This is a genomic window from Pseudomonas sp. PDM32, from assembly GCF_019219225.1.
Classification (GTDB): Bacteria; Pseudomonadota; Gammaproteobacteria; order Pseudomonadales; family Pseudomonadaceae; genus Aquipseudomonas; species Aquipseudomonas laurylsulfatiphila.
Window position 1 is genome coordinate 346,284 of record NZ_JAHUWE010000004.1, and the last position, 19,641, is coordinate 365,924.

Annotated in this window: 16 protein-coding genes, 1 tRNA gene and 1 pseudogene; 5 read left to right on the forward strand and 13 right to left on the reverse strand. The window is 60.5% G+C overall.

Annotated features, from left to right (window positions below):
• Position 1 precedes the first annotated feature (1 nt).
• From queC to nadA, 3 genes are all read left to right on the forward strand, one after another.
• Positions 2-694: a 7-cyano-7-deazaguanine synthase QueC gene (queC, locus tag KW846_RS10245; RefSeq protein WP_126047263.1), complete on the forward strand. Its 693-nt coding sequence runs from the start codon at positions 2-4 to the stop codon at positions 692-694.
• Between the two features lie 63 nt (positions 695-757).
• Positions 758-833 (forward strand) — tRNA-Lys (locus KW846_RS10250).
• A 270-nt stretch (positions 834-1,103) separates the two neighbouring features.
• Positions 1,104-2,162 carry a quinolinate synthase NadA gene (nadA, locus tag KW846_RS10255; protein ID WP_007995624.1) on the forward strand — a complete coding sequence of 353 codons (1,059 nt, stop codon included), beginning with the start codon at positions 1,104-1,106 and terminating at the stop codon, positions 2,160-2,162.
• Positions 2,163-2,259: 97 nt separating this feature from the next.
• On the opposite strand, the gene KW846_RS10260 is transcribed toward nadA, so the two are convergent.
• The 13 genes and pseudogenes from KW846_RS10260 to arcD (KW846_RS10315) all read right to left on the reverse strand — a co-directional run bounded on the left by KW846_RS10260 (position 2,260) and on the right by arcD (KW846_RS10315) (position 16,877).
• Positions 2,260-2,748 carry an RDD family protein gene (locus KW846_RS10260; protein ID WP_218482146.1) on the reverse strand — a complete coding sequence of 163 codons (489 nt, stop codon included), beginning with the start codon at positions 2,746-2,748 and terminating at the stop codon, positions 2,260-2,262.
• A gap of 95 nt (positions 2,749-2,843) precedes the next feature.
• The gene (locus KW846_RS10265; protein WP_007977299.1) at positions 2,844-3,056 is read right to left on the reverse strand and encodes a cold-shock protein; all 213 of its coding nucleotides are present in this window, start codon (positions 3,054-3,056) and stop codon (positions 2,844-2,846) included.
• A 403-nt stretch (positions 3,057-3,459) separates the two neighbouring features.
• Complete coding sequence (gene gcvT, locus KW846_RS10270; protein WP_218482147.1) at positions 3,460-4,584, reverse strand: glycine cleavage system aminomethyltransferase GcvT; 1,125 nt, start codon at positions 4,582-4,584, stop codon at positions 3,460-3,462.
• A gap of 36 nt (positions 4,585-4,620) precedes the next feature.
• Positions 4,621-5,997, reverse strand: a complete 1,377-nt coding sequence (locus KW846_RS10275; RefSeq protein ID WP_116582957.1) for an L-serine ammonia-lyase — start codon at positions 5,995-5,997, stop codon at positions 4,621-4,623.
• Between the two features lie 183 nt (positions 5,998-6,180).
• Complete coding sequence (gene gcvP / locus KW846_RS10280; protein WP_218482148.1) at positions 6,181-9,048, reverse strand: aminomethyl-transferring glycine dehydrogenase; 2,868 nt, start codon at positions 9,046-9,048, stop codon at positions 6,181-6,183.
• Positions 9,049-9,059: 11 nt separating this feature from the next.
• The gene (gene gcvH / locus KW846_RS10285; RefSeq protein ID WP_007977291.1) at positions 9,060-9,443 is read right to left on the reverse strand and encodes a glycine cleavage system protein GcvH; all 384 of its coding nucleotides are present in this window, start codon (positions 9,441-9,443) and stop codon (positions 9,060-9,062) included.
• A gap of 429 nt (positions 9,444-9,872) precedes the next feature.
• Complete coding sequence (locus KW846_RS10290) at positions 9,873-11,381, reverse strand: sigma-54-dependent transcriptional regulator (protein WP_218482149.1); 1,509 nt, start codon at positions 11,379-11,381, stop codon at positions 9,873-9,875.
• 100 nt (positions 11,382-11,481) lie between these two features.
• Positions 11,482-11,604: pseudogene (locus KW846_RS30370) on the reverse strand (metal ABC transporter ATP-binding protein); the annotation flags it as partial.
• Entirely contained in the window at positions 11,585-11,947 is a 363-nt protein-coding gene (locus KW846_RS10295) for a DUF5064 family protein (RefSeq protein WP_218482150.1), read from the reverse strand. The gene KW846_RS10295 and the pseudogene KW846_RS30370, both read right to left, overlap by 20 nt.
• 12 nt (positions 11,948-11,959) lie before the next feature.
• Positions 11,960-12,889, reverse strand: a complete 930-nt coding sequence (gene arcC / locus KW846_RS10300) for a carbamate kinase (protein WP_218482151.1) — start codon at positions 12,887-12,889, stop codon at positions 11,960-11,962.
• Between the two features lie 190 nt (positions 12,890-13,079).
• Complete coding sequence (locus KW846_RS10305) at positions 13,080-14,090, reverse strand: ornithine carbamoyltransferase (RefSeq protein ID WP_007974406.1); 1,011 nt, start codon at positions 14,088-14,090, stop codon at positions 13,080-13,082.
• A 69-nt stretch (positions 14,091-14,159) separates the two neighbouring features.
• Positions 14,160-15,416: an arginine deiminase gene (arcA, locus tag KW846_RS10310; protein WP_218482152.1), complete on the reverse strand. Its 1,257-nt coding sequence runs from the start codon at positions 15,414-15,416 to the stop codon at positions 14,160-14,162.
• Positions 15,417-15,449: 33 nt separating this feature from the next.
• Positions 15,450-16,877, reverse strand: a complete 1,428-nt coding sequence (arcD, locus tag KW846_RS10315; protein ID WP_218482153.1) for an arginine-ornithine antiporter — start codon at positions 16,875-16,877, stop codon at positions 15,450-15,452.
• A 443-nt stretch (positions 16,878-17,320) separates the two neighbouring features.
• On the opposite strand from arcD (KW846_RS10315), the gene arcD (KW846_RS10320) reads away from it, so the two are divergent.
• Together arcD (KW846_RS10320) and KW846_RS10325 are read left to right on the forward strand one after the other, a co-directional pair.
• Positions 17,321-18,748, forward strand: a complete 1,428-nt coding sequence (gene arcD / locus KW846_RS10320; RefSeq protein WP_218482154.1) for an arginine-ornithine antiporter — start codon at positions 17,321-17,323, stop codon at positions 18,746-18,748.
• On the forward strand, positions 18,745-19,608 hold the full coding sequence (locus tag KW846_RS10325; protein WP_218482155.1) for an AlkA N-terminal domain-containing protein: 864 nt from the start codon (positions 18,745-18,747) through the stop codon (positions 19,606-19,608). Before arcD (KW846_RS10320) ends, KW846_RS10325 begins: the two co-directional genes overlap by 4 nt.
• Positions 19,609-19,641 lie beyond the last annotated feature (33 nt).

Below are 19,641 nucleotides of genomic sequence, written 5' to 3' on the forward strand. Positions count from 1 at the left end.
AATGACTGAACAACTCAACACTGCTGAAAAACGTGCGGTCATCCTGCTGTCCGGTGGCCTGGACTCGGCGACCGTGGTAGCCATGGCGCGCGCCGAAGGCTACAGCTGCTACACCATGAGCTTCGACTACGGTCAGCGCTCTCACGCCGAACTGCACGCCGCCGAGCGCGTGGCGCGGGATCTGGGTGTGGTCGAGCACAAGGTGATCGGCCTGAACCTGAACGGCATGGGCGGCTCGGCGCTGACCGACCGCAGCATCGATATACCGGAAGAGCTGGGTGAGGGCATTCCTGTCACTTACGTGCCTGCGCGTAACACGGTGTTCCTGTCCCTGGCCTTGGGCTGGGCTGAAGTGCTCGGTGCGCGGGACATCTTCATCGGCGTCAATGCGGTGGATTACTCCGGCTACCCGGACTGCCGTCCCGAGTTCATCGAGTCGTTCGAACGCATGGCCAACCTGGCAACCAAAGCCGGCGTGGAAGGCAATGGCTTCCGCATTCAGGCGCCGCTGCAAAACCTCAGCAAGGCGCAGATTGTCCAGGCGGGTGTGAAGCTTGGCGTGAACTACGGGCTGACCGTTTCCTGCTATCAGGCCGACGATGATGGCCGTGCGTGCGGCAAATGCGACAGCTGCCGACTGCGCGCAGAAGGCTTTGCGGCGGCCGGAATCAGCGATCCAACACCTTATTTTTGATTTTTTTCAAAATAGGTGTTGAATAGTCCTTAAAAATCAGTATTATACGCGCCACCACACAGCGGGTCGTTAGCTCAGTTGGTAGAGCAGTTGGCTTTTAACCAATTGGTCGTAGGTTCGAATCCCACACGACCCACCATTTTTAGCAGTTTTAAAAGTCTGGAAGGCCCACGCAAGTGAGGATTTCCGGATTTTTTTTTGCCTGCGATTCAAGTCCGCCCCGCTCCGGGCTGCTGCGCAAGGCGCAGATCAGAATCATCTTTTGCATCTGTCGGATATTCTGTAGCCTTGCGCAGCTTCAGCGCTGTCCGTGCCTGATGAATACCCACTTTCCCGGCGGTACCCTGAAGGGTCCGGAGCCGGGTGTATACTCGACTTTCGCGCGAATGCGCTTGCAGGTCTTGCGAACATGACGCAAATATCCGAACGCCTTCTGGTTCAAGCCCACCTCGACGCCAAACAGCCCAAACCGCTGACCGCCGATGAAGAGGCTTACTACCGTGCCGCCATCGCTGCCGAGCTCAAGGCTCAGGACGCGGTGCTGGTGGCTCACTTCTATTGTGACCCTGTCATTCAGGCGCTGGCCGAAGAGACGGGGGGCTGTGTCTCCGACTCGCTGGAGATGGCCCGCTTCGGCAATGCCCATCCGGCCAAGACCGTGGTCGTCGCCGGCGTGAAGTTCATGGGGGAGACTGCCAAGATCCTCAATCCGGAAAAACGCGTGTTGATGCCCACCCTCGAAGCGACCTGTTCGCTCGATCTTGGGTGCCCGGTGGACGAGTTTTCCGCGTTCTGCGATCAACACCCGGAGCGTACGGTTGTGGTGTACGCCAACACTTCCGCTGCGGTAAAAGCCCGCGCGGATTGGGTGGTGACTTCAAGCTGTGCACTGGAAATCGTCGAAAGCCTGATGGACAACGGCGAGACCATCATCTGGGGCCCGGACAAGCACTTGGGCACCTACATCCAGCGTCAGACCGGTGCCGACATGCTGCTGTGGGACGGTGCCTGCATCGTTCACGAAGAGTTCAAGTCCAAGCAGCTTGAAGACATGAAGGCGCTGTACCCGGATGCGGCGATCCTGGTGCACCCGGAGTCGCCGACGTCGGTGATTGAACTGGCCGACGCCGTGGGCTCCACCAGCCAGTTGATCGCGGCGGCACAGAGCCTGCCGAACAAGACGCTGATCGTTGCCACCGACCGCGGCATCTTCTACAAGATGCAGCAGCTGTGCCCGGACAAGGTCTTTATCGAAGCCCCGACGGCGGGTAACGGCGCGGCGTGCCGCAGTTGTGCACATTGCCCGTGGATGGCCATGAACACCCTTGAGCGCACGCTCAAGGCGTTGAAAGAAGGCGCGAACGAGATCTTTGTCGACCCGGCGCTGATCCCGCAGGCGATTCGACCGCTCAAGCGGATGCTGGACTTCACCCAGGCTGCGCGGATGAAGTTGGCCGGTAACGCTTAAAAGCCGGAAAGCAAAAGATCGCAGCCTTCGGCAGCTCCTACAGGTGTAAACAAAACCCTGTAGGAGCTGCCGAAGGCTGCGATCTTTTTTGTGGGTGTTACTTGGTCTTCTTCGGAATCCGCACCAGTTCGGTATTGGAATAGATGTCATGCCAGCTGCGTTGCTGTTTGTCGAACAGCGACCAGAAGAACCCAAGGCCAACACACAGCAAGGAAGCAATCGACACCACAAAGCGCAACAGCGCCTGCCACAGGCTGATGGATGAGCCGTCGGCGTTCTGTACGCGAATGCACCAGACCTGCATGCCCAGGGTCTGACCCGACCAGGTCCAGAATTTGGCGAAGAAGCCGAACAGTACGAACAGCAGGACTGTGGAGAGCAGGGGATCGCCGTCCAGCGCGCCGGCTTCGGTCAGGGTGCGCATCCTTTCTTCGCCGATGATCGCCATCTGGATCATCTTGTAGATGCCGCTGGTGACGATCAGCAGGGCGGTGCACAACAGGAAGTCATAGAACATGGCTGCCAGGCGACGACCCAAACCAGCGGCAGGAAAGTCGCCCTGGGGAGTAAGCAGGTGTTTCGACATGGCAGGCTCTCGGCAAAAAAAGAAGGCATTTTACGGATTTACGCGCACAAAAAAGCCCCTGATGTCAGCATCAGGGGCTTTTTCGTTACAGAAGATTAGGCTTCTGCTTGTACTTCGTCAGCCTGCATGCCTTTCTGGCCTTGCACGGCGATGAAAGTCACTTTCTGGCCTTCTTTCAGGCTCTTGAAGCCGTTGCCCTGGATGGCGCGGAAATGCACGAACAGATCCGGACCGCTTTCAGGAGTGATAAAACCAAAACCTTTCTCGTCGTTAAACCACTTGACGGTACCGCTCTGACGTTGGGACATTTCTTATTTCCTTTGACGCAAAAAATTAATGACAGTCTCCTTCTCATGAAAGAGTACTGGGGCTGGTTGCAGGAGAGTAAGAAGACGTCGAACGGGATGTAGCTAACTTGTAGGCTACTGCCCAGGTCACGATTCCAAGCGACCCATGCAAACACAGTGAACAAACTCTACGCCAACTACGGGAGAAAAAACAAGCCCTGTGAAGGCCCCGTATTTCCTCAGGTTGATGGCAAAGTCAGTCCACTAGTGGGGCCTTATACGCTAGCGCTGTTCAAATGTTTTCGATCGTTATAAGCAAAGTTCATAATCGAAGCTTAGAGCCAAACAATGCACTATTTTATGGCGGTTGCGTTACACATTAGTGCACAGTTAACGCAACCGCGTTACTTATAGGAACATTCAATCAGCCGCGATAGTAGCGTTGTGGAACAAATGGCATTTTGCTTACAAGCAATGGCACCTTTTTCCCACGCACAATCGCCCAGACGGGTGTGTCCAGTGCGATATAGGCGCTGTCGACATAACCCATGGCCAGCGGGCCGCCCAGGGTCGGCCCGAAACCGCCGCTGCAGACGCTACCGATGATGTCGCCGGCTTCGTTGACGATCTCCGCACCCTCGCGCACCGGCGTGCGTTCCTGCGGTAACAGGCCGACGCGTTTGCGGGTGACACCTGCCTGTTGCTGGGCGAACACGGTTTCGGCGCCAGGGAAGCCGCCGGCCCGTGCGCCATCGGCGCGACGCGGTTTGGAGATCGCCCACAGCAGGCTCGCTTCGATCGGGCTGGTCTCGGTGTTCATGTCATGCCCGTACAGGCACAAGCCCGCCTCAAGGCGCAGGGAGTCGCGGGCGCCAAGGCCGATGGCGGCCACTTCCGGTTCGGCCAGCAGGGCGCGAGCCAGGGCTTCGGCGTTGGCGGCGGGGACGGAAATTTCGAAACCGTCTTCGCCGGTGTAACCCGAGCGGCTGACAAAACAGTCCACGCCCAGCAGCTTCACGCGGGCGAACTGCATGAAGGTCATCTTCGCAACTTCCGGGGCCAGGCGTGCCAGCACGGTCACTGCAGCCGGGCCTTGCAGAGCAAGCAGGGCACGCTCTTCGAACAGCGGCTCGATCGTGCACTGCTCACCGATGTGCTTGCGCAGGTGGGCCAGGTCCTGATCCTTGCAGGCGGCGTTGACCACCAGGAACAGTTCTTCGTTGCCCAGGTTGGCGACCATCAGGTCATCGAGGATACCGCCCGTCGCATTGGTGAACATCGCATAACGCTGCATGCCGACCGGCAGGTCGATGATGTCCACCGGCACCAGGGTTTCCAGGGCCTTGGCGGCATCGGCGCCGGTCAGGCGGATCTGGCCCATGTGCGAGACATCGAACAGCCCGGCCTGGTCGCGGGTGTGCTGGTGTTCTTTCATCACGCCCAGCGGGTATTGCACTGGCATGTCATAGCCGGCGAACGGCACCATGCGTGCGCCGAGTTCGATGTGCAGCGCGTGCAGCGGGGTTTTCAACAGTTGTTCGGTGGACATATTCAGCTCCTGAAGAAGGGTGCAGATGAGCGCGCATCAGCACTCGATAATGTTGACCGCCAAACCGCCACGGGCGGTTTCCTTGTATTTGCTTTTCATGTCGGCGCCGGTCTGGCGCATGGTGCGGATGACCTTGTCGAGGGAGACGAAGTGTTGCCCGTCGCCGCGCATGGCCATGCGCACGGCATTGATGGCCTTGACCGAACCCATGGCGTTGCGCTCGATGCAAGGCACCTGCACCAGCCCGCCAATCGGGTCGCAGGTCAGCCCGAGGTTGTGTTCCATGCCGATTTCCGCGGCGTTCTCCACTTGTTGCACGCTGCCACCGAGCACTTCGCACAAGGCTCCGGCCGCCATCGAGCAGGCGACGCCGACTTCACCCTGGCAGCCGACTTCGGCGCCGGAAATCGAGGCGTTTTCCTTGTACAGAATGCCGATGGCGGCGGCAGTGAGCAGAAAGCGCACCACCCCGTCATCATTCGCGCCGGGGATAAAACGCATGTAGTAATGCAGCACAGCCGGAATGATCCCGGCCGCACCATTGGTGGGTGCCGTGACCACGCGTCCGCCGTTGGCGTTTTCTTCGTTGACGGCCAGGGCGTAGAGGTTGACCCAGTCCAGCACGGACAGCGGATCGCGCAAGGACGATTCAGGGTTGCTGCACAATTGCCGATGCAGCGCTGCCGCCCGGCGTTTGACCTTCAAGCCTCCGGGCAGGATGCCTTCATTACGGCAACCGGCGGCGACGCAGTCCTGCATGACCTGCCAGATCTTCAGCAGGCCGGCGCGGGTTTCCGCTTCCGGGCGCCAGGCGCTTTCGTTCGTCAGCATCACCTGGCTGATCGACAGGCCGTATTTGGCGCAATGAGCGAGCAGGTCCTTGGCGCTTTTGAAAGGAAAGGTCAGGGGCGTGGCGTCTTCGACGATGCGGTCGGCGCCGGCGGCGTCCTCATCGACCACGAAACCGCCGCCGACCGAGTAGTACTCGCGGCTGCGGATCTGCAGACCCGCCGCATCGAAGGCGCGAAAAATCATGCCGTTGGGGTGATAGGGCAAGGGTTTGCGAATCATCGCCAGGTGTTCTTTCTCGTTGAACGCAATGTTGTGTTCGCCGAGCAGGTTCAAGCGTGCGTTGCTGCGAATCTCTTGCAGGCGCGCAGCGACGGTTTCGGTATCCACGGTGTCCGGGTGTTCGCCTTCCAGGCCCAGCAGCACGGCCTTGTCACTGCCGTGGCCTTTGCCGGTGGCGCCAAGCGAGCCGTACAGCTCGACCTTGACGCAGGTGGTGGCCGTCAGCAGCCCTTCACGGCGCAGGCCTTCGACGAAACGCGCAGCGGCGCGCATCGGGCCAACGGTGTGGGAGCTGGAGGGGCCGATGCCAATCTTGAACAGGTCGAACACGCTTAACGACATGGTGGTTCTCCGGTTTCTTGTTATAGGCGTATCACGGGAGATGCTTTGTGTAGGAGCTGCCGCAGGCTGCGATCTTTTGATCCTGTTGTTTCAAGATCAAGATCAAAAGATCGCAGCCTGCGGCAGCTCCTACAGGATATTGCGGTGTTGTGAAGGGAGCGGTGTGACCGCCCCCTCATTGGTTTAAGCGTAGCTTTCGATCGACGGGCAGGCGCAGACCAGGTTGCGGTCGCCAAACACGTTGTCGACGCGACCGACCGGCGGCCAGTACTTGCCTTCGATCAGCGACGCAACCGGGTAAACCGCTTGCTCGCGGCTGTACGGGTGCGACCACTCGCCCACCAGTTCCTTGGCGGTGTGTGGAGCGTTTTTCAGCGGGTTGTCGTCCTTGTCCAGGGTGCCGTTTTCCACCGCGCGGATTTCTTCGCGGATGCGGATCATGGCGTCGCAGAAGCGGTCCAGTTCTTCCTTGGATTCGCTTTCGGTCGGCTCGATCATCAGCGTGCCGGCTACCGGGAACGACATGGTCGGCGCGTGGAAGCCGAAGTCGATCAGGCGCTTGGCCACGTCATCGACGCTGATGCCGCTGCTGTCTTTCAATGGACGCAGGTCGAGGATGCATTCGTGCGCCACCAGGCCGTTGCTGCCGGTGTACAGCACTGGATAGTGCTCTTCGAGGCGACGGGAGATGTAGTTGGCATTGAGGATCGCCAGCTGCGAAGCGCGCTTGAGGCCCGCGCCACCCATCATACGAATGTACATCCAGGTGATCGGCAGAATGCTCGCGCTGCCGAACGGTGCCGCGCAAACGGCACCTTCCTTGCGCTCCATCTGTGCGTGGCCCGGCAGGAACGGCGCCAGGTGCGATTTCACACCGATCGGGCCGACGCCCGGGCCGCCACCGCCGTGGGGGATGCAGAAGGTCTTGTGCAGGTTCAGGTGCGACACGTCGCCGCCGAACTTGCCCGGCGCGCAGAGGCCGACCATGGCGTTCATGTTGGCGCCGTCGATGTACACCTGGCCGCCGTTGTCATGAACGATGCCGCAGATTTCGCGGATGCCTTCTTCGAACACGCCGTGGGTCGACGGGTAGGTGATCATCAGCGCGGCGAGGTGCTCGCGGTGCTCGATGGCCTTGGCACGCAGGTCTTCGATGTCGACGTTGCCACGGGCATCGCACGCGGTCACGACCACACGCATACCGGCCATCTGAGCGGTGGCCGGGTTGGTGCCGTGGGCCGACGACGGGATCAGGCAGATGTCGCGGCGGTCTTCGCCACGGCTCTGGTGGTAGGCGCGGATCGCCAGCAGGCCGGCGTATTCACCCTGGGAGCCGGCGTTCGGTTGCAGCGAAACCGAGTCGTAGCCGGTCGCAGCGCACAGCATGGCTTCCAGTTCGTCGGTCAATTGCTGATAACCGGCGCTTTGCTCGGCCGGGGCGAACGGGTGCAGGGCACCGAACTCGGCCCAGGTCACCGGGATCATTTCGCTGGCGGCGTTGAGCTTCATGGTGCACGAACCCAGCGGGATCATGGTGCGGTCCAGCGCCAGGTCCTTGTCCGCCAGTTTGCGCAGGTAGCGCATCAGCTCGGTTTCCGAGTGATAGCGGTTGAACACCGGGTGGCTGAGGATCGGCGACTGACGTACCAGCGCGGCCGGGATGGCGCTCTGCACCGAGGCGGCGAGGGCGGCGAAGTCCGGCAGGGCCTTGCCCTCGGACAGCAGGCTCCACAGGGTTTCAACGTCGGCCTGAGTGGTGGTTTCGTCCAGGGACAGGCCCAGGCGCTCGCCATCGACCACGCGCAGGTTGATGCGCTGGGCGTGCGCCTTGTCGTGCAGGGCGGCGGTTTGAGCGCCGGTCTTCACGGTCAGGGTGTCGAAGAAGTTCGCTTGCTCGACGTTCAGACCCAATGCGCTCAAGCCTTTGGCCAGGATCGCAGTCAGGTGATGCACGCGATTGGCGATCTGCGTCAGGCCTTTCGGACCGTGGTACACGGCGTACATGCTGGCGATGTTGGCCAGCAGCACTTGCGCGGTGCAGATGTTCGACGTGGCTTTCTCGCGACGGATGTGTTGCTCGCGGGTCTGCATGGCCAGGCGCAGGGCCGGGTTGCCGAAACGGTCTACGGAAACACCGACCAGGCGGCCCGGCATGTCACGCTTGAATGCATCCTTGGTGGAGAAGTACGCCGCGTGCGGGCCACCGAAGCCCAGCGGCACGCCGAAGCGCTGTGCGCTGCCGATGGCCACGTCGGCACCGAATTCGCCCGGTGCGGTCAGCACGGTCAGGGCCAGCAGGTCGGCCGCCACGGCGACGAGGGCGTTGGCGGCGTGGAAGCGTTCGGTCAGCTCGCGGTAATCGAACACGTCACCGTTGCTTGCCGGGTATTGCAGCAGGGCGCCGAAGAACGGTGTCACGTCGGTCAGTTCGCGCTCGTCGCCAACCACTACGTCGATGCCCAGAGGCTCGGCACGGGTGCGCAGTACGTCGAGGGTCTGCGGGTGGCAATGCACGGAGGCGAAGAACTGGTGGCTGCCTTTGTTCTTGCTCAGGCGTTTGCAGAAGGTCATGGCTTCGGCAGCGGCGGTGGCTTCGTCGAGCAGCGAGGCGTTGGCGATCGGCAGGCCGGTGAGGTCGCTGATCAGGGTCTGGAAGTTCAGCAGCGCTTCGAGACGGCCCTGGGAGATTTCTGGCTGGTACGGGGTGTAGGCGGTATACCAGGCCGGGTTTTCCAGCAGGTTGCGCAGGATCGGCGACGGCGTGTGGGTGCCGTAGTAACCCTGGCCGATGAAGGTCTTGAACAGCTGGTTTTTGCTCGCGATGGACTTGATCAGGGCCAGGGCATCGGCTTCGCTCAAACCGTCTTCCAGGCCGAGGACGCTGGTGCCCTTGATGCTGTCGGGAATCACGCTGGCGCTCAGGGCTTCCAGGGAGTCGAAGCCGAGGCTGTTGAGCATGGCTTGCTCGTCACCAGCGCGCGGGCCGATGTGACGGGCGATAAATTCGTTGGCGGTGCTTATGTTTACAACGGCAGGATTGATCTGGGTCATGTCAGTGCTCCTCAGGCTTCGGCTTGGGCTTTGATCAGGCGGTCGTAGGCGTCCTGGTCCAGCAGTTGGCCGACAGCGGAGGCATCGGCAGGTTTGAAACGGAAGAACCAGCCTTCGCCCAGCGGATCTTCGTTGACCAGCTCAGGGCTGCTGTCCAGCGCCGGGTTCACTTCCAGCACTTCGCCGTCCAGCGGCATGTACACGCCGCTGGCAGCCTTTACCGATTCCACGGTGGCGGCTTCGGCGCCTTTGTCGTAGGACTGCAGTTCAGGCAGTTGAACGAAAACCACGTCGCCCAGGGCGTTCTGTGCGAAAGCGGTGATGCCGACCGTGACGCTGCCGTCAGCTTCGGTGCGCAGCCATTCGTGATCTTCAGTAAAACGCAACTCGCTCATGGAAACTCCTAAGGGGCCAGACTCGTCTGGTGGACGCGATTGAATGCTTGGGCGATGCCCTGTAATGGAGAACTACATAGCAAGAACGCGGCCAACGTTGTTTTTATTGTTATTGATCAATGATTTAGGCGATTTTGACAAAGGCTGAAATTCATTCGTTGTAGCGAAATCGATACGGCATATGTCAATGATAAAAGCCGAGGTGGATCAAAGCCTTGCACAGCCGTGATCGGAGAGGGGTGTAGCGATATCGTTCCGCTGTAGCGCTTTCAGTACAGATGGAGGTCGTTTTTGGCGCGATTTTCAGATCAGCTGCTAACCCTGTGGGAGCGAGCCTGCTCGCGAAGGCGTAGTGTCAGGCAATATTGAAGTGACAGATCCACCGTATTCGCGAGCAGGCTCGCTCCCACAATTGTTCGGTGTCAGGTCTCAGGCTTTGCCGGGAATGCCGTACTTGCGCAGCCGATGGGCAATCGCGGTGTGGGAGGTTTGCAGGCGGGTCGCCAGTTGCCGGGTCGAGGGATAGCTGACGTAGAGTTTTTCCAGCAGGGTCTTCTCGAATTCGTCCATGGCCTGTTCCAGGCTGTCGACGTCATGGTCGCCCTGGCGGGCCACTGAGGTGCCGGCGATGTCGAGGTCGCCAATGTCCACCAGGCTGCTTTCGCAAATCGCCGCGGCGCGGAAGATCACGTTCTGCAATTGCCGTACATTGCCCGGCCAGCGATTGCCCAGCAGTGCCGGGTAAGTGCCTGGCGCCAGGCGACAGATCGGTCGCTGGATCTGCGCACAGGCCTGCTGCATGAAGTAGCGGGCCAGCAGCAGGATGTCCTGGCCGCGCTCGCGCAGGGGCGGGACTTCGACGTTGAGGACATTGAGGCGATAGAACAGGTCTTCGCGGAACAGGCCTTCGCTGACCATTTTTTCCAGGTCGCGGTGGGTCGCGCTGAGGATCCGCACGTTGACCTTGACCTCACGGTCACCGCCGACCCGGCGAAAACTGCCGTCGTTGAGGAAACGCAGCAGCTTGGCCTGCAAATACGGCGACATCTCGCCGATTTCATCGAGAAACACCGTGCCCTGGTTGGCCAGCTCCATCAGCCCTGGCTTGCCGCCGCGTTGCGCGCCGGTGAAAGCGCCGGGGGCGTAGCCGAACAGTTCACTTTCGGCGAGGTTCTCCGGCAATGCCGCGCAGTTCAACGCCAGAAAGGGTGAGCTGTGCCGGGCGCTGATGGCGTGACAGGCACGGGCCACCAGTTCCTTGCCGGTGCCGGTTTCGCCCTGGATCAGCAACGGTGCATCGAGGGCTGCCACCCGCTGGGCGCGCGCCTTGAGGGTGCGGATCACCGGGGACTCGCCGAGCAGTGCATCGAAACCTTCGGCGTGATCATGGTGCAGTGCGGACAGACGTTCGCCGATGCGGTTCGGCTGGTACAGGGTCAGCAGGGCACCGGCGTCGGTGATCGGCGTGGCGTCGAGCAGGAAGGTCTGGCCATTGACGGTGATTTCCCGCAGGGGCAGGCGAAAGCCGTGTTCGAGCAGGGCGTCGAGCAAGGCCGGGTCGGCAAACAGCTCGGCCACACTTTCACCATTCGGTTCGCGGCCGTACAGGGCGATCAACGCCGGGTTGGCCAGCAGCACCTTGCCGTCGCTGTCCAGTGCCAGCACCGGGTCGGTCATGGCGGCCAGCAGCGCGTCGAGCTGCAAGTGCCGACGCTGACCGGGCAGGATGTCGACCACCGTCACCGCTTGCACGCCACGCACGCTGAACAGGGCATCGCGCAGTTCCTCAAGGACTTGCGGGCTCAGTGTCGGGGCGTCGATGTAAACATTGGGCGGGACCATTTCCACCGCATCCAGGTTCAGATTGCGCCCGCCAAGCAGGGCCAGGACTTCCTGGGTAATACCGACGCGGTCGATGAAGCTGACGTGGATACGCATGGGGCGGTTTCGGGGTCTGCAGTGCGGAGGGTGGCAAGTATGCCTTGGGGCGGGCTAATGGTGAAATCCTGCGCGGACTTCAATAGAGCGAGGATTCCCCCTGTGGGAGCGAGCTTGCTCGCGAAAGCGGTGTATCAGTCGCCAACGATGGTGCCTGACACGACGCTTTCGCGAGCAAGCCCGCTCCCACAGGGAAATGTGGGCTACTCGAAGCTTTCGAGATCTATCGGGTCGCCGGATTTCATATTCAGTTGCTTGCGGATGTCTTCGAACATCAAGTCGTAATGCTTGTGCACCGAGCCGATCTGGCTATGTGTCTTCGGGATACCGTACTTCTCTGCGATTTTCGTCACGTTGTTGGCAAAGTTGTAGGCCTCCTCCTTAGGCAGAAAGAAGGTCTCTGTCATCTCCTTTCCCTGCATGCTGCCATGCATGGTGAACTCGATCCCTTTGCCCTTCTTGGGATCCTGCGCGACCTTATAGTCGAGGTGCACGTTGTAGCTCACATCATCCTTGGTCAGCGCGTGACGCTCGATGTGCAAGTGGCCTGGCTCAAACATTGCCATGGACGTCTCTCCTTACGAGTAAATAATGCCCGATGTTGCCGTGCTGATGCGCGTACCGGCCTTGCCCTGGACGATCGCTTCGATGTCCGCGAGCGAGCCAATCACCGCCACTTTTCCAGTATGGCGCGCGAATTCGCAGGCTGCCTGGACCTTCGGTCCCATGGAGCCGGCGGCGAAGCCGAGTTTTTCCATTTCGTCGGGGTGCGCCTGGGCGATGGCTTTCTGCGTGGGTTTGCCAAAGTCGATGAACGCGGCGTTGACGTCGGTGGCGATCACCAGCAGATCGGCTTCAAGTTGTTCGGCCAGCAGCGCCGAGCACAGGTCCTTGTCGATGACCGCTTCGACGCCCTCTAGTTTGCCGGGCGAGGTATACATGGTCGGAATGCCGCCGCCGCCGGCGCAGATCACGATGCTGCTTTTTTCCAGCAGCCATTTGATCGGACGGATTTCGAAGATGCGCTTGGGTTTCGGACTGGCGACTACGCGGCGGTATTTGTCGCCGTCCGGGGCAATGGCCCAGCCTTTTTCGGCGGCGAGTTGTTCCGCCTCGGCCTTGCTGTAGACCGGGCCGATGGGCTTGGTCGGGTTCTTGAAGGCGGGGTCATTGGCATCGACTTCGACCTGGGTCAGCAGGGTCGCGAAGGGCACTTCGAAGTCCAGCAGGTTGCCCAGTTCCTGTTCGATGATGTAGCCGATCATGCCTTCGGTCTCGGCGCCGAGCACGTCCAGCGGGTAGGGTGAAACCGAGGTGTAGGCCGCCGCCTGCAATGACAGCAGGCCGACCTGGGGGCCATTGCCGTGGGCGATGACCAGTTGGTTGCCGGGATGGATCTTGGCGATCTGTTCGGTGGCGATCCGGATGTTGGCGCGCTGGTTGTCAGCGGTCATCGGTTCGCCGCGGCGGAGCAGGGCATTACCGCCCAGAGCAACGACGATACGCATGGTGTCAGTCCTTCTAAGCAAAGAGGTTGCAAGCAACGCGGTCTTTCTGTGGAACCCGGACCAGTGTGGGAGCGGGCTTGCTCGCGAAGACGGTGCATCAGTCAACATTGATGTCGACTGACACTCCGCTTTCGCGAGCAAGCCCGCTCCCACATTGACCCTTTTCCGTAAGTGGGAGCCGAGTCAGCCGTTAAAGATCAGCCAGCGTCGACACCAGAATCGCCTTGATGGTGTGCATGCGGTTTTCCGCTTGCTCGAAGGCGATGCAGGCCGGCGACTCGAACACGTCATCGGTCACTTCGATGCCGTTGCTCAGGTGCGGGTACTGCTCGGCAATCTGCTTGCCGACTTTGGTATCACAGTTGTGGAACGCCGGCAGGCAGTGCATGAACTTGGTGCGCGGGTTGCCGGTTGCTTTCATCAGTTCGGCGTTGACCTGATACGGCAGCAGTTGCTGGATACGTTCGGCCCAGGCTTCAACCGGTTCGCCCATCGACACCCAGACATCGGTGTGGATGAAGTCGACGCCCTTGACCGCCGCTTTCGGGTCTTCGGTGAGGGTGATGCGCGCGCCGCTTTCTTCACCGTACTGTTTGCAGCGGGCGACCAGGTCGTCCGCCGGCCACAGGGCTTTTGGCGCGCAGATGCGCACGTCCATGCCGAGCTTGGCGCCGATCAGCAACAGCGAGTTACCCATGTTGTTGCGCGCATCGCCGAGGTAGGCGTAGCTGATTTCGTGGATCGGTTTGTCGGCGTGCTCACGCATGGTCAGCACGTCGGCGATCATTTGTGTCGGGTGATACTCGTCGGTCAAGCCGTTGAACACCGGTACGCCGGCGAACTTGGCCAGCTCCTCGACGATTTCCTGCTTGAAGCCACGGTACTCGATGGCGTCGTACATGCGCCCGAGCACGCGGGCGGTGTCCTTCATGCTTTCCTTGTGACCGATCTGCGAGGAGTTCGGGTCGATGTAGGTGACGTTGGCGCCCTGGTCATAGGCTGCAACTTCGAACGCGCAACGGGTGCGGGTCGAGGTTTTTTCGAAGATCAGCGCGATGTTGTTGCCCTTGAGATGCTGCTGTTCGGTGCCGGTGTACTTGGCACGCTTGAGGTCGCGGGACAGGTCGAGCAGGTAGCGCAATTCGCGAGGGGTGTGGTGTTCCAGGCTCAGCAGATTGCGGTTATGGATGTTGAACGCCATTTTGGATCTCCTAAGGTGTCGGTTATCCCCTTGGCCCGAACTCGGTAAGCGCGGGCCAAGGCTAATAGGTTAGTAGTCAATCGGATCGCGGATGATCGGGCAGGTCATGCAATGGCCGCCGCCCCGTCCCCGGCCGAGTTCGCCGGCGCTGATGGTGATGACCTCCACCCCGGCCTTGCGCAGCAGGGTATTGGTATAGGTATTACGGTCGTAGCCGATGACCACGCCCGGCTCCACGGCCACCACGTTGTTGCCGTCGTCCCATTGCTCGCGTTCGGCGGCGAAGCTGTTGCCGCCGGTTTCCACCACGCGCAATGCCTTGAGGTTGAGAGCCTGGGCGACGGTGTCGAGGAAGTTGGTGTCTTCGCGACGGATGTCGATGCCACCTGCCTTGCTTTCATCGGGACGCAGGGTGAAGGCGACAATCTGGTTCACCACTTCCGGGAAGATCGTGACGAGGTCGCGATCGCAGAAGCTGAACACGGTGTCCAGGTGCATCGCCGCGCGGGATTTCGGCAGGCCGGCGACTATCACTTTTTCCACGGCCTTGTTCTTGAACAGGTTCACCGCCAGTTGGGCAATGGCCTGGCGCGAGGAGCGTTCGCCCATGCCGATCAACACCACGCCGTTGCCGATCGGCATCACGTCACCGCCCTCAAGGGTGGCGTTGCCGTGGTCCTTGTCCGGGTCGCCGTACCAGATCTGGAAGTCGGCGTTGGTGAACTCGGGGTGGAATTTGTAGATGGCGGTGGTCAGCAGGGTCTCCTGGCGGCGCGCCGGCCAGTACATCGGGTTGAGGGTAACGCCACCGTAGATCCAGCAGGTGGTATCGCGGGTGAACTGGGTGTTGGGCAGCGGCGGCAGGATGAAGCTTGAGTGGCCGAGGAAATCGCGGAACATCTCGATGGCCTTGCCGCCGAAACTGGTCGGTAAGTCGTCGCCCGATACGCCGCCGATCAGGAACTCGGCGATGTGACGTGGCTCCAGGCTGCGCAGCCACGACGCGGTTTCGTTGATCAGGCCCAGACCCACCGAGTTGGCGGTGATCTTGCGCTCCAGAATCCAGTCCAGGGCTTCGGGAATGGCGACGATGTCGGTCAGCAGGTTGTGCATTTCCAGCACATCGACGTTACGTTCGCGCATCTTGGTGACGAAGTCGAAGTGGTCGCGCTTGGCCTGGGCCACCCACAGCACATCGTCGAACAGCAGTTCGTCGCAGTTGTTCGGGGTCAGCCGCTGATGGGCAAGTCCTGGGGAGCAAACCATGACTTTGCGCAGTTTGCCGGCTTCGGAATGGACGCCGTACTTAACTTTTTCCGTGGTCATTACAGTGATCCTCCAGATGACAAAACAATTGCATTACAGGGTCAGGAAGCCGTCGTAGAGACCGTAGGCTGCCACCACGGCGCCGACGACCACCGCAGCGAAAATCAGCTTCTCGACGTTGGTGAAAACCGGTTTGTCGATTTCCAGCTTGGCCTTGGCGAACAGGATCACGCCGGGGGCGTAGAGCAGAGCGGACAGCAGCAGGTATTTGGTGCCGCCGGCGTAGAGCAACCAGACCGCATAGATCAGGGCCACGGCGCCAATGATGAGATCCTTTTGCCGATCGCCTGACGCGCCCTCGTAGGTTTCGCCCCGCACGGCCAGCAGCAAGGCATAGGCCGCCGACCACAGGTACGGCACCAGGATCATCGAGGTGGCGAGGTAGATCAGCGACAGGTAAGTGCTGGCCGAGAACAAGGTAATGACCAGGAAGATCTGCACCATGGCGTTGGTCAGCCACAGGGCATTGACCGGTACATGGTTGGCGTTCTCCTTGCGCAGGAACGCCGGCATGGTGTGGTCCTTGGCTGCGGCGAACATGATCTCCGCACACAGCAGCACCCACGACAGCAACGCCCCCAACAGCGAGATGATCAGGCCGACGCTGATCAGCACTGCGCCCCAGTGGCCGACCACATGCTCCAGCACCGCCGCCATCGACGGGTTCTGCAGTTTGGCCAGTTCCGGCTGGGTCATGATCCCCAGCGACAGCACGTTCACCAGCACCAGGAACAACAGCACGGTGACAAAGCCGATCACGGTGGCTTTACCCACGTCGCTGCGTTTTTCCGCCCGGGCCGAAAAGATGCTCGCGCCTTCGATGCCGATGAACACCCACACGGTGACCAGCATCATCTTGCGCACCTGGTCCATCACGCTGCCCAGGTCCGGATTCTTGAGGCCCCAGATGTCAGCGGTGAAGATGTCCAGTTTGAAGGCGAACAACGCGATCAACATGAACAGCACCAGCGGCACGATCTTGGCGACGGTGGTCACCAGGTTGATGAACGCGGCTTCCTTGATACCTCGCAGTACGAGGAAATGCACGGCCCAGAGCAGCACCGAGGCACCGATCACGGCGGCAGGGGTATTCCCCTCCCCGAATAGCGGAAAGAAGTACCCGAGCGTGCTGAACAGCAAGACGAAGTAACCGACGTTGCCCAGCCAGGCACTGATCCAGTATCCCCAGGCGGACGAGAAGCCCATGTAGTCGCCGAAACCGGCCTTGGCGTAGGCGTAGACCCCGCCGTCCAGGTCGGGTTTGCGATTGGCCAGGGTCTGGAACACGAACGCCAGGGTGAGCATGCCGACGGCGGTGATTGCCCAACCGATCAGAATGGCACCGACATCGGCACTGGCGGCCATGTTTTGCGGCAAGGAAAAGATCCCGCCACCAATCATCGAACCGACGACTAATGCAACCAGTGCGCCGAGTTTGAGTTTTCCGGGAGCTTCAGACATTGCATGACTCCAATGCAGGAGAATAGAGGCCAGCAGATTAATTCCGTTGGTTATCCAATCAGCTGACTTGGATCACTAAATGAGAGCGTTCCCAGTTTGTTGGCGGAGTGCCATCATTTCAAGGCGGCTGCTTGTAATGCCTGATTTAGAGCCTTTTTGTGGACTGTTTCAGTTATTTTGTATTCTGTTTCGAATTATGACGCTAGTTGGTTTTTCAGAATTCGCCAATCTTTCTCAGGGGTTTTTTGTACGAAATGGATGTATTGGAAAAGCGTATACAACAAATGATTATATCGGCGCCTTTAATAGCCATTTTGTGCAAGTAAAAAGACATAGGTTGGCGTAATCCAATAAACGTTATTACGCTTCAACAGTTTAGTTGACGCCCGATATGTGACGATCTCGCGGCAGTTGTCGCCCCCCGGAAAAATGGAGATGCAACGATGTCGCAATCACCGAGCAAGCTTCGCCTGAGCGCATTGATCGCCCTGGTGGTGGGTTCGATGATCGGTGGCGGGATCTTTTCCCTGCCGCAAAACATGGCGGCCAGGGCCGACGCCGGGGCGATCCTGATCGGTTGGGCGATCACCGCCGTCGGCATGCTGACCCTGGCGTTCGTGTTCCAGACCCTGGCCAATCGCAAGCCGGAGCTGGAGTCCGGGGTGTATGCCTATGCCAAGGCCGGGTTCGGCGACTACATGGGCTTCTCGTCCGCCTGGGGGTACTGGATCAGTGCCTGGCTGGGCAACGTCGGCTATTTCGTGCTGCTGTTCAGCACCCTTGGTTATTTCGTTCCGGTCTTTGGCGAAGGCAACACGCCGATCGCCATCGCCTGCGCTTCGCTGCTGCTCTGGACCGTGCATTTTGTGGTGATGCGCGGGATCAAGGAGGCGGCTTTCATCAACCAGGTGACTACCGTGGCCAAGATCGTGCCGTTGATCATGTTCATCGTGATTGCCGCCGTGGCGTTCCAGGCGGACATCTTTACCCTCGATATCTGGGGGCGTAACAACCCGGAATTCGGCAGTGTGATGAATCAGGTTCGGCACATGATGCTGGTCACCGTGTTCGTGTTCATCGGTATCGAGGGGGCCAGTGTCTATTCCGCCCGGGCGGAGAAACGTTCCGACGTGGGCCGGGCGACGGTGATCGGGTTCATTGGGGTATTGGCACTGTTGGTGCTGGTGAACGTGCTGTCGCTGGGGATCATGACCCAGCCGGAACTGGCGAAACTGCAGAACCCCTCGTTGGCGGCGGTGCTTGAGCATATCGTCGGCCACTGGGGGGCAGTGCTGATCAGCGTCGGCCTGGCGATCTCGTTGTTGGGTGCATTGCTGTCCTGGGCGCTGCTGTGCGCCGAAATCCTGTTCGCCACGGCGAAAGACAAGACCATGCCAGCATTCCTGACCAGGGAAAACGCCAACCGTGTGCCGGTCAATGCCATGTGGCTGACCAACTCGATGATCCAGTTGTTCCTGCTGATCACGCTGTTTTCCGCCGGCACCTACACCAGTCTGATTTATCTGGCGTCATCGATGATTCTGGTGCCGTACCTGTGGTCGGCGGCCTATGCGGTGTTGTTGTGCGTGCGCGGGGAAACCTACCAGCAGGCAACCGCCGAGCGCAGCAAGGATTTGTTGGTTGGCGTCATCGCCTTGAGTTACGCGGTGTGGTTGCTGTACGCCGGCGGCCTGAAGTATTTGCTGCTGTCGGCGTTGCTGTATGCGCCGGGTGTGATCCTGTTTGCCAAGGCCCGCCATGAACAGGGCATGCCATTGTTCACGACGCTCGAGAAAGGCGTTTTCACCGCGGTCATCGGCGGCGCCGGGCTGGCGGCTTATGGGCTGTATAGCGGGTTGCTGAGTCTGTGAAGCTGCTGCTGGCGTATCAGCCACCCTATGACTGGCCGGCCATGCTGGGATTTTTGTCGGCACGGGCGATTGCTGGACTGGAAACGGTTGCCGACGACGCCTACTCACGCAGCATCGATCTGAAGGGGATGCACGGCAGCTTTTCTATCCGGCCTGCCACGTCTGATGCCCTTGAGCTGACGCTGGACTTTCCCGACCCGAGCGCCGTGCCCGACATCGTCGCAAGCGTGCGGCGGATGTTCGATCTCGATGCCGACCTCGCCACGATCCATCGGCATTTAGCGCTTGATCCACTGATGGCCCGGTTGATTGCCGAGCGTCCCGGGCTGCGTGTGCCGGGGGCGTGGGACGGGCTGGAACTGGCGATCCGCGCGGTGCTGGGCCAGCAGATTACGGTGGCGGCGGCGATCCGCCTGGCGGGGAAACTGGTGGCGCAATATGGCGTGCCACTGGGTAAGCCGTTGGCGGGTTTGAGTCATGTGTTCCCCTCGGCTGAAGCGTTGGCGGGGGCTGATCTGGCTGCGTTGGGCATGCCGAAAAGCCGGGGGCGGACCTTGTCGGGTGTGGCTCAGGCATTGCTTGATGACCCGCGATTATTCGAGCCTGGTCGGGAGGGGGGCGTAGCGCGGTTACTGGCGTTGCACGGGATTGGTGACTGGACGGCGCAGTACATTGCGTTGCGCCAGTTGCGGGAGATGGATGGATTTCCCAATGGCGATGTGGGGCTGGCCAATGCGTTGGCGGCGCTGGAGGGTGGGCCGGTGACGGCGAAGCAGTTGCTGTTGCGGGCGCAAGCGTGGCGGCCTTATCGCGGGTATGCGGCGCAGGTGCTGTGGACTTCATTGAGCCGGGTGGACTGAGTTGATCCGGAATTTGTATCGATAGACCTGACG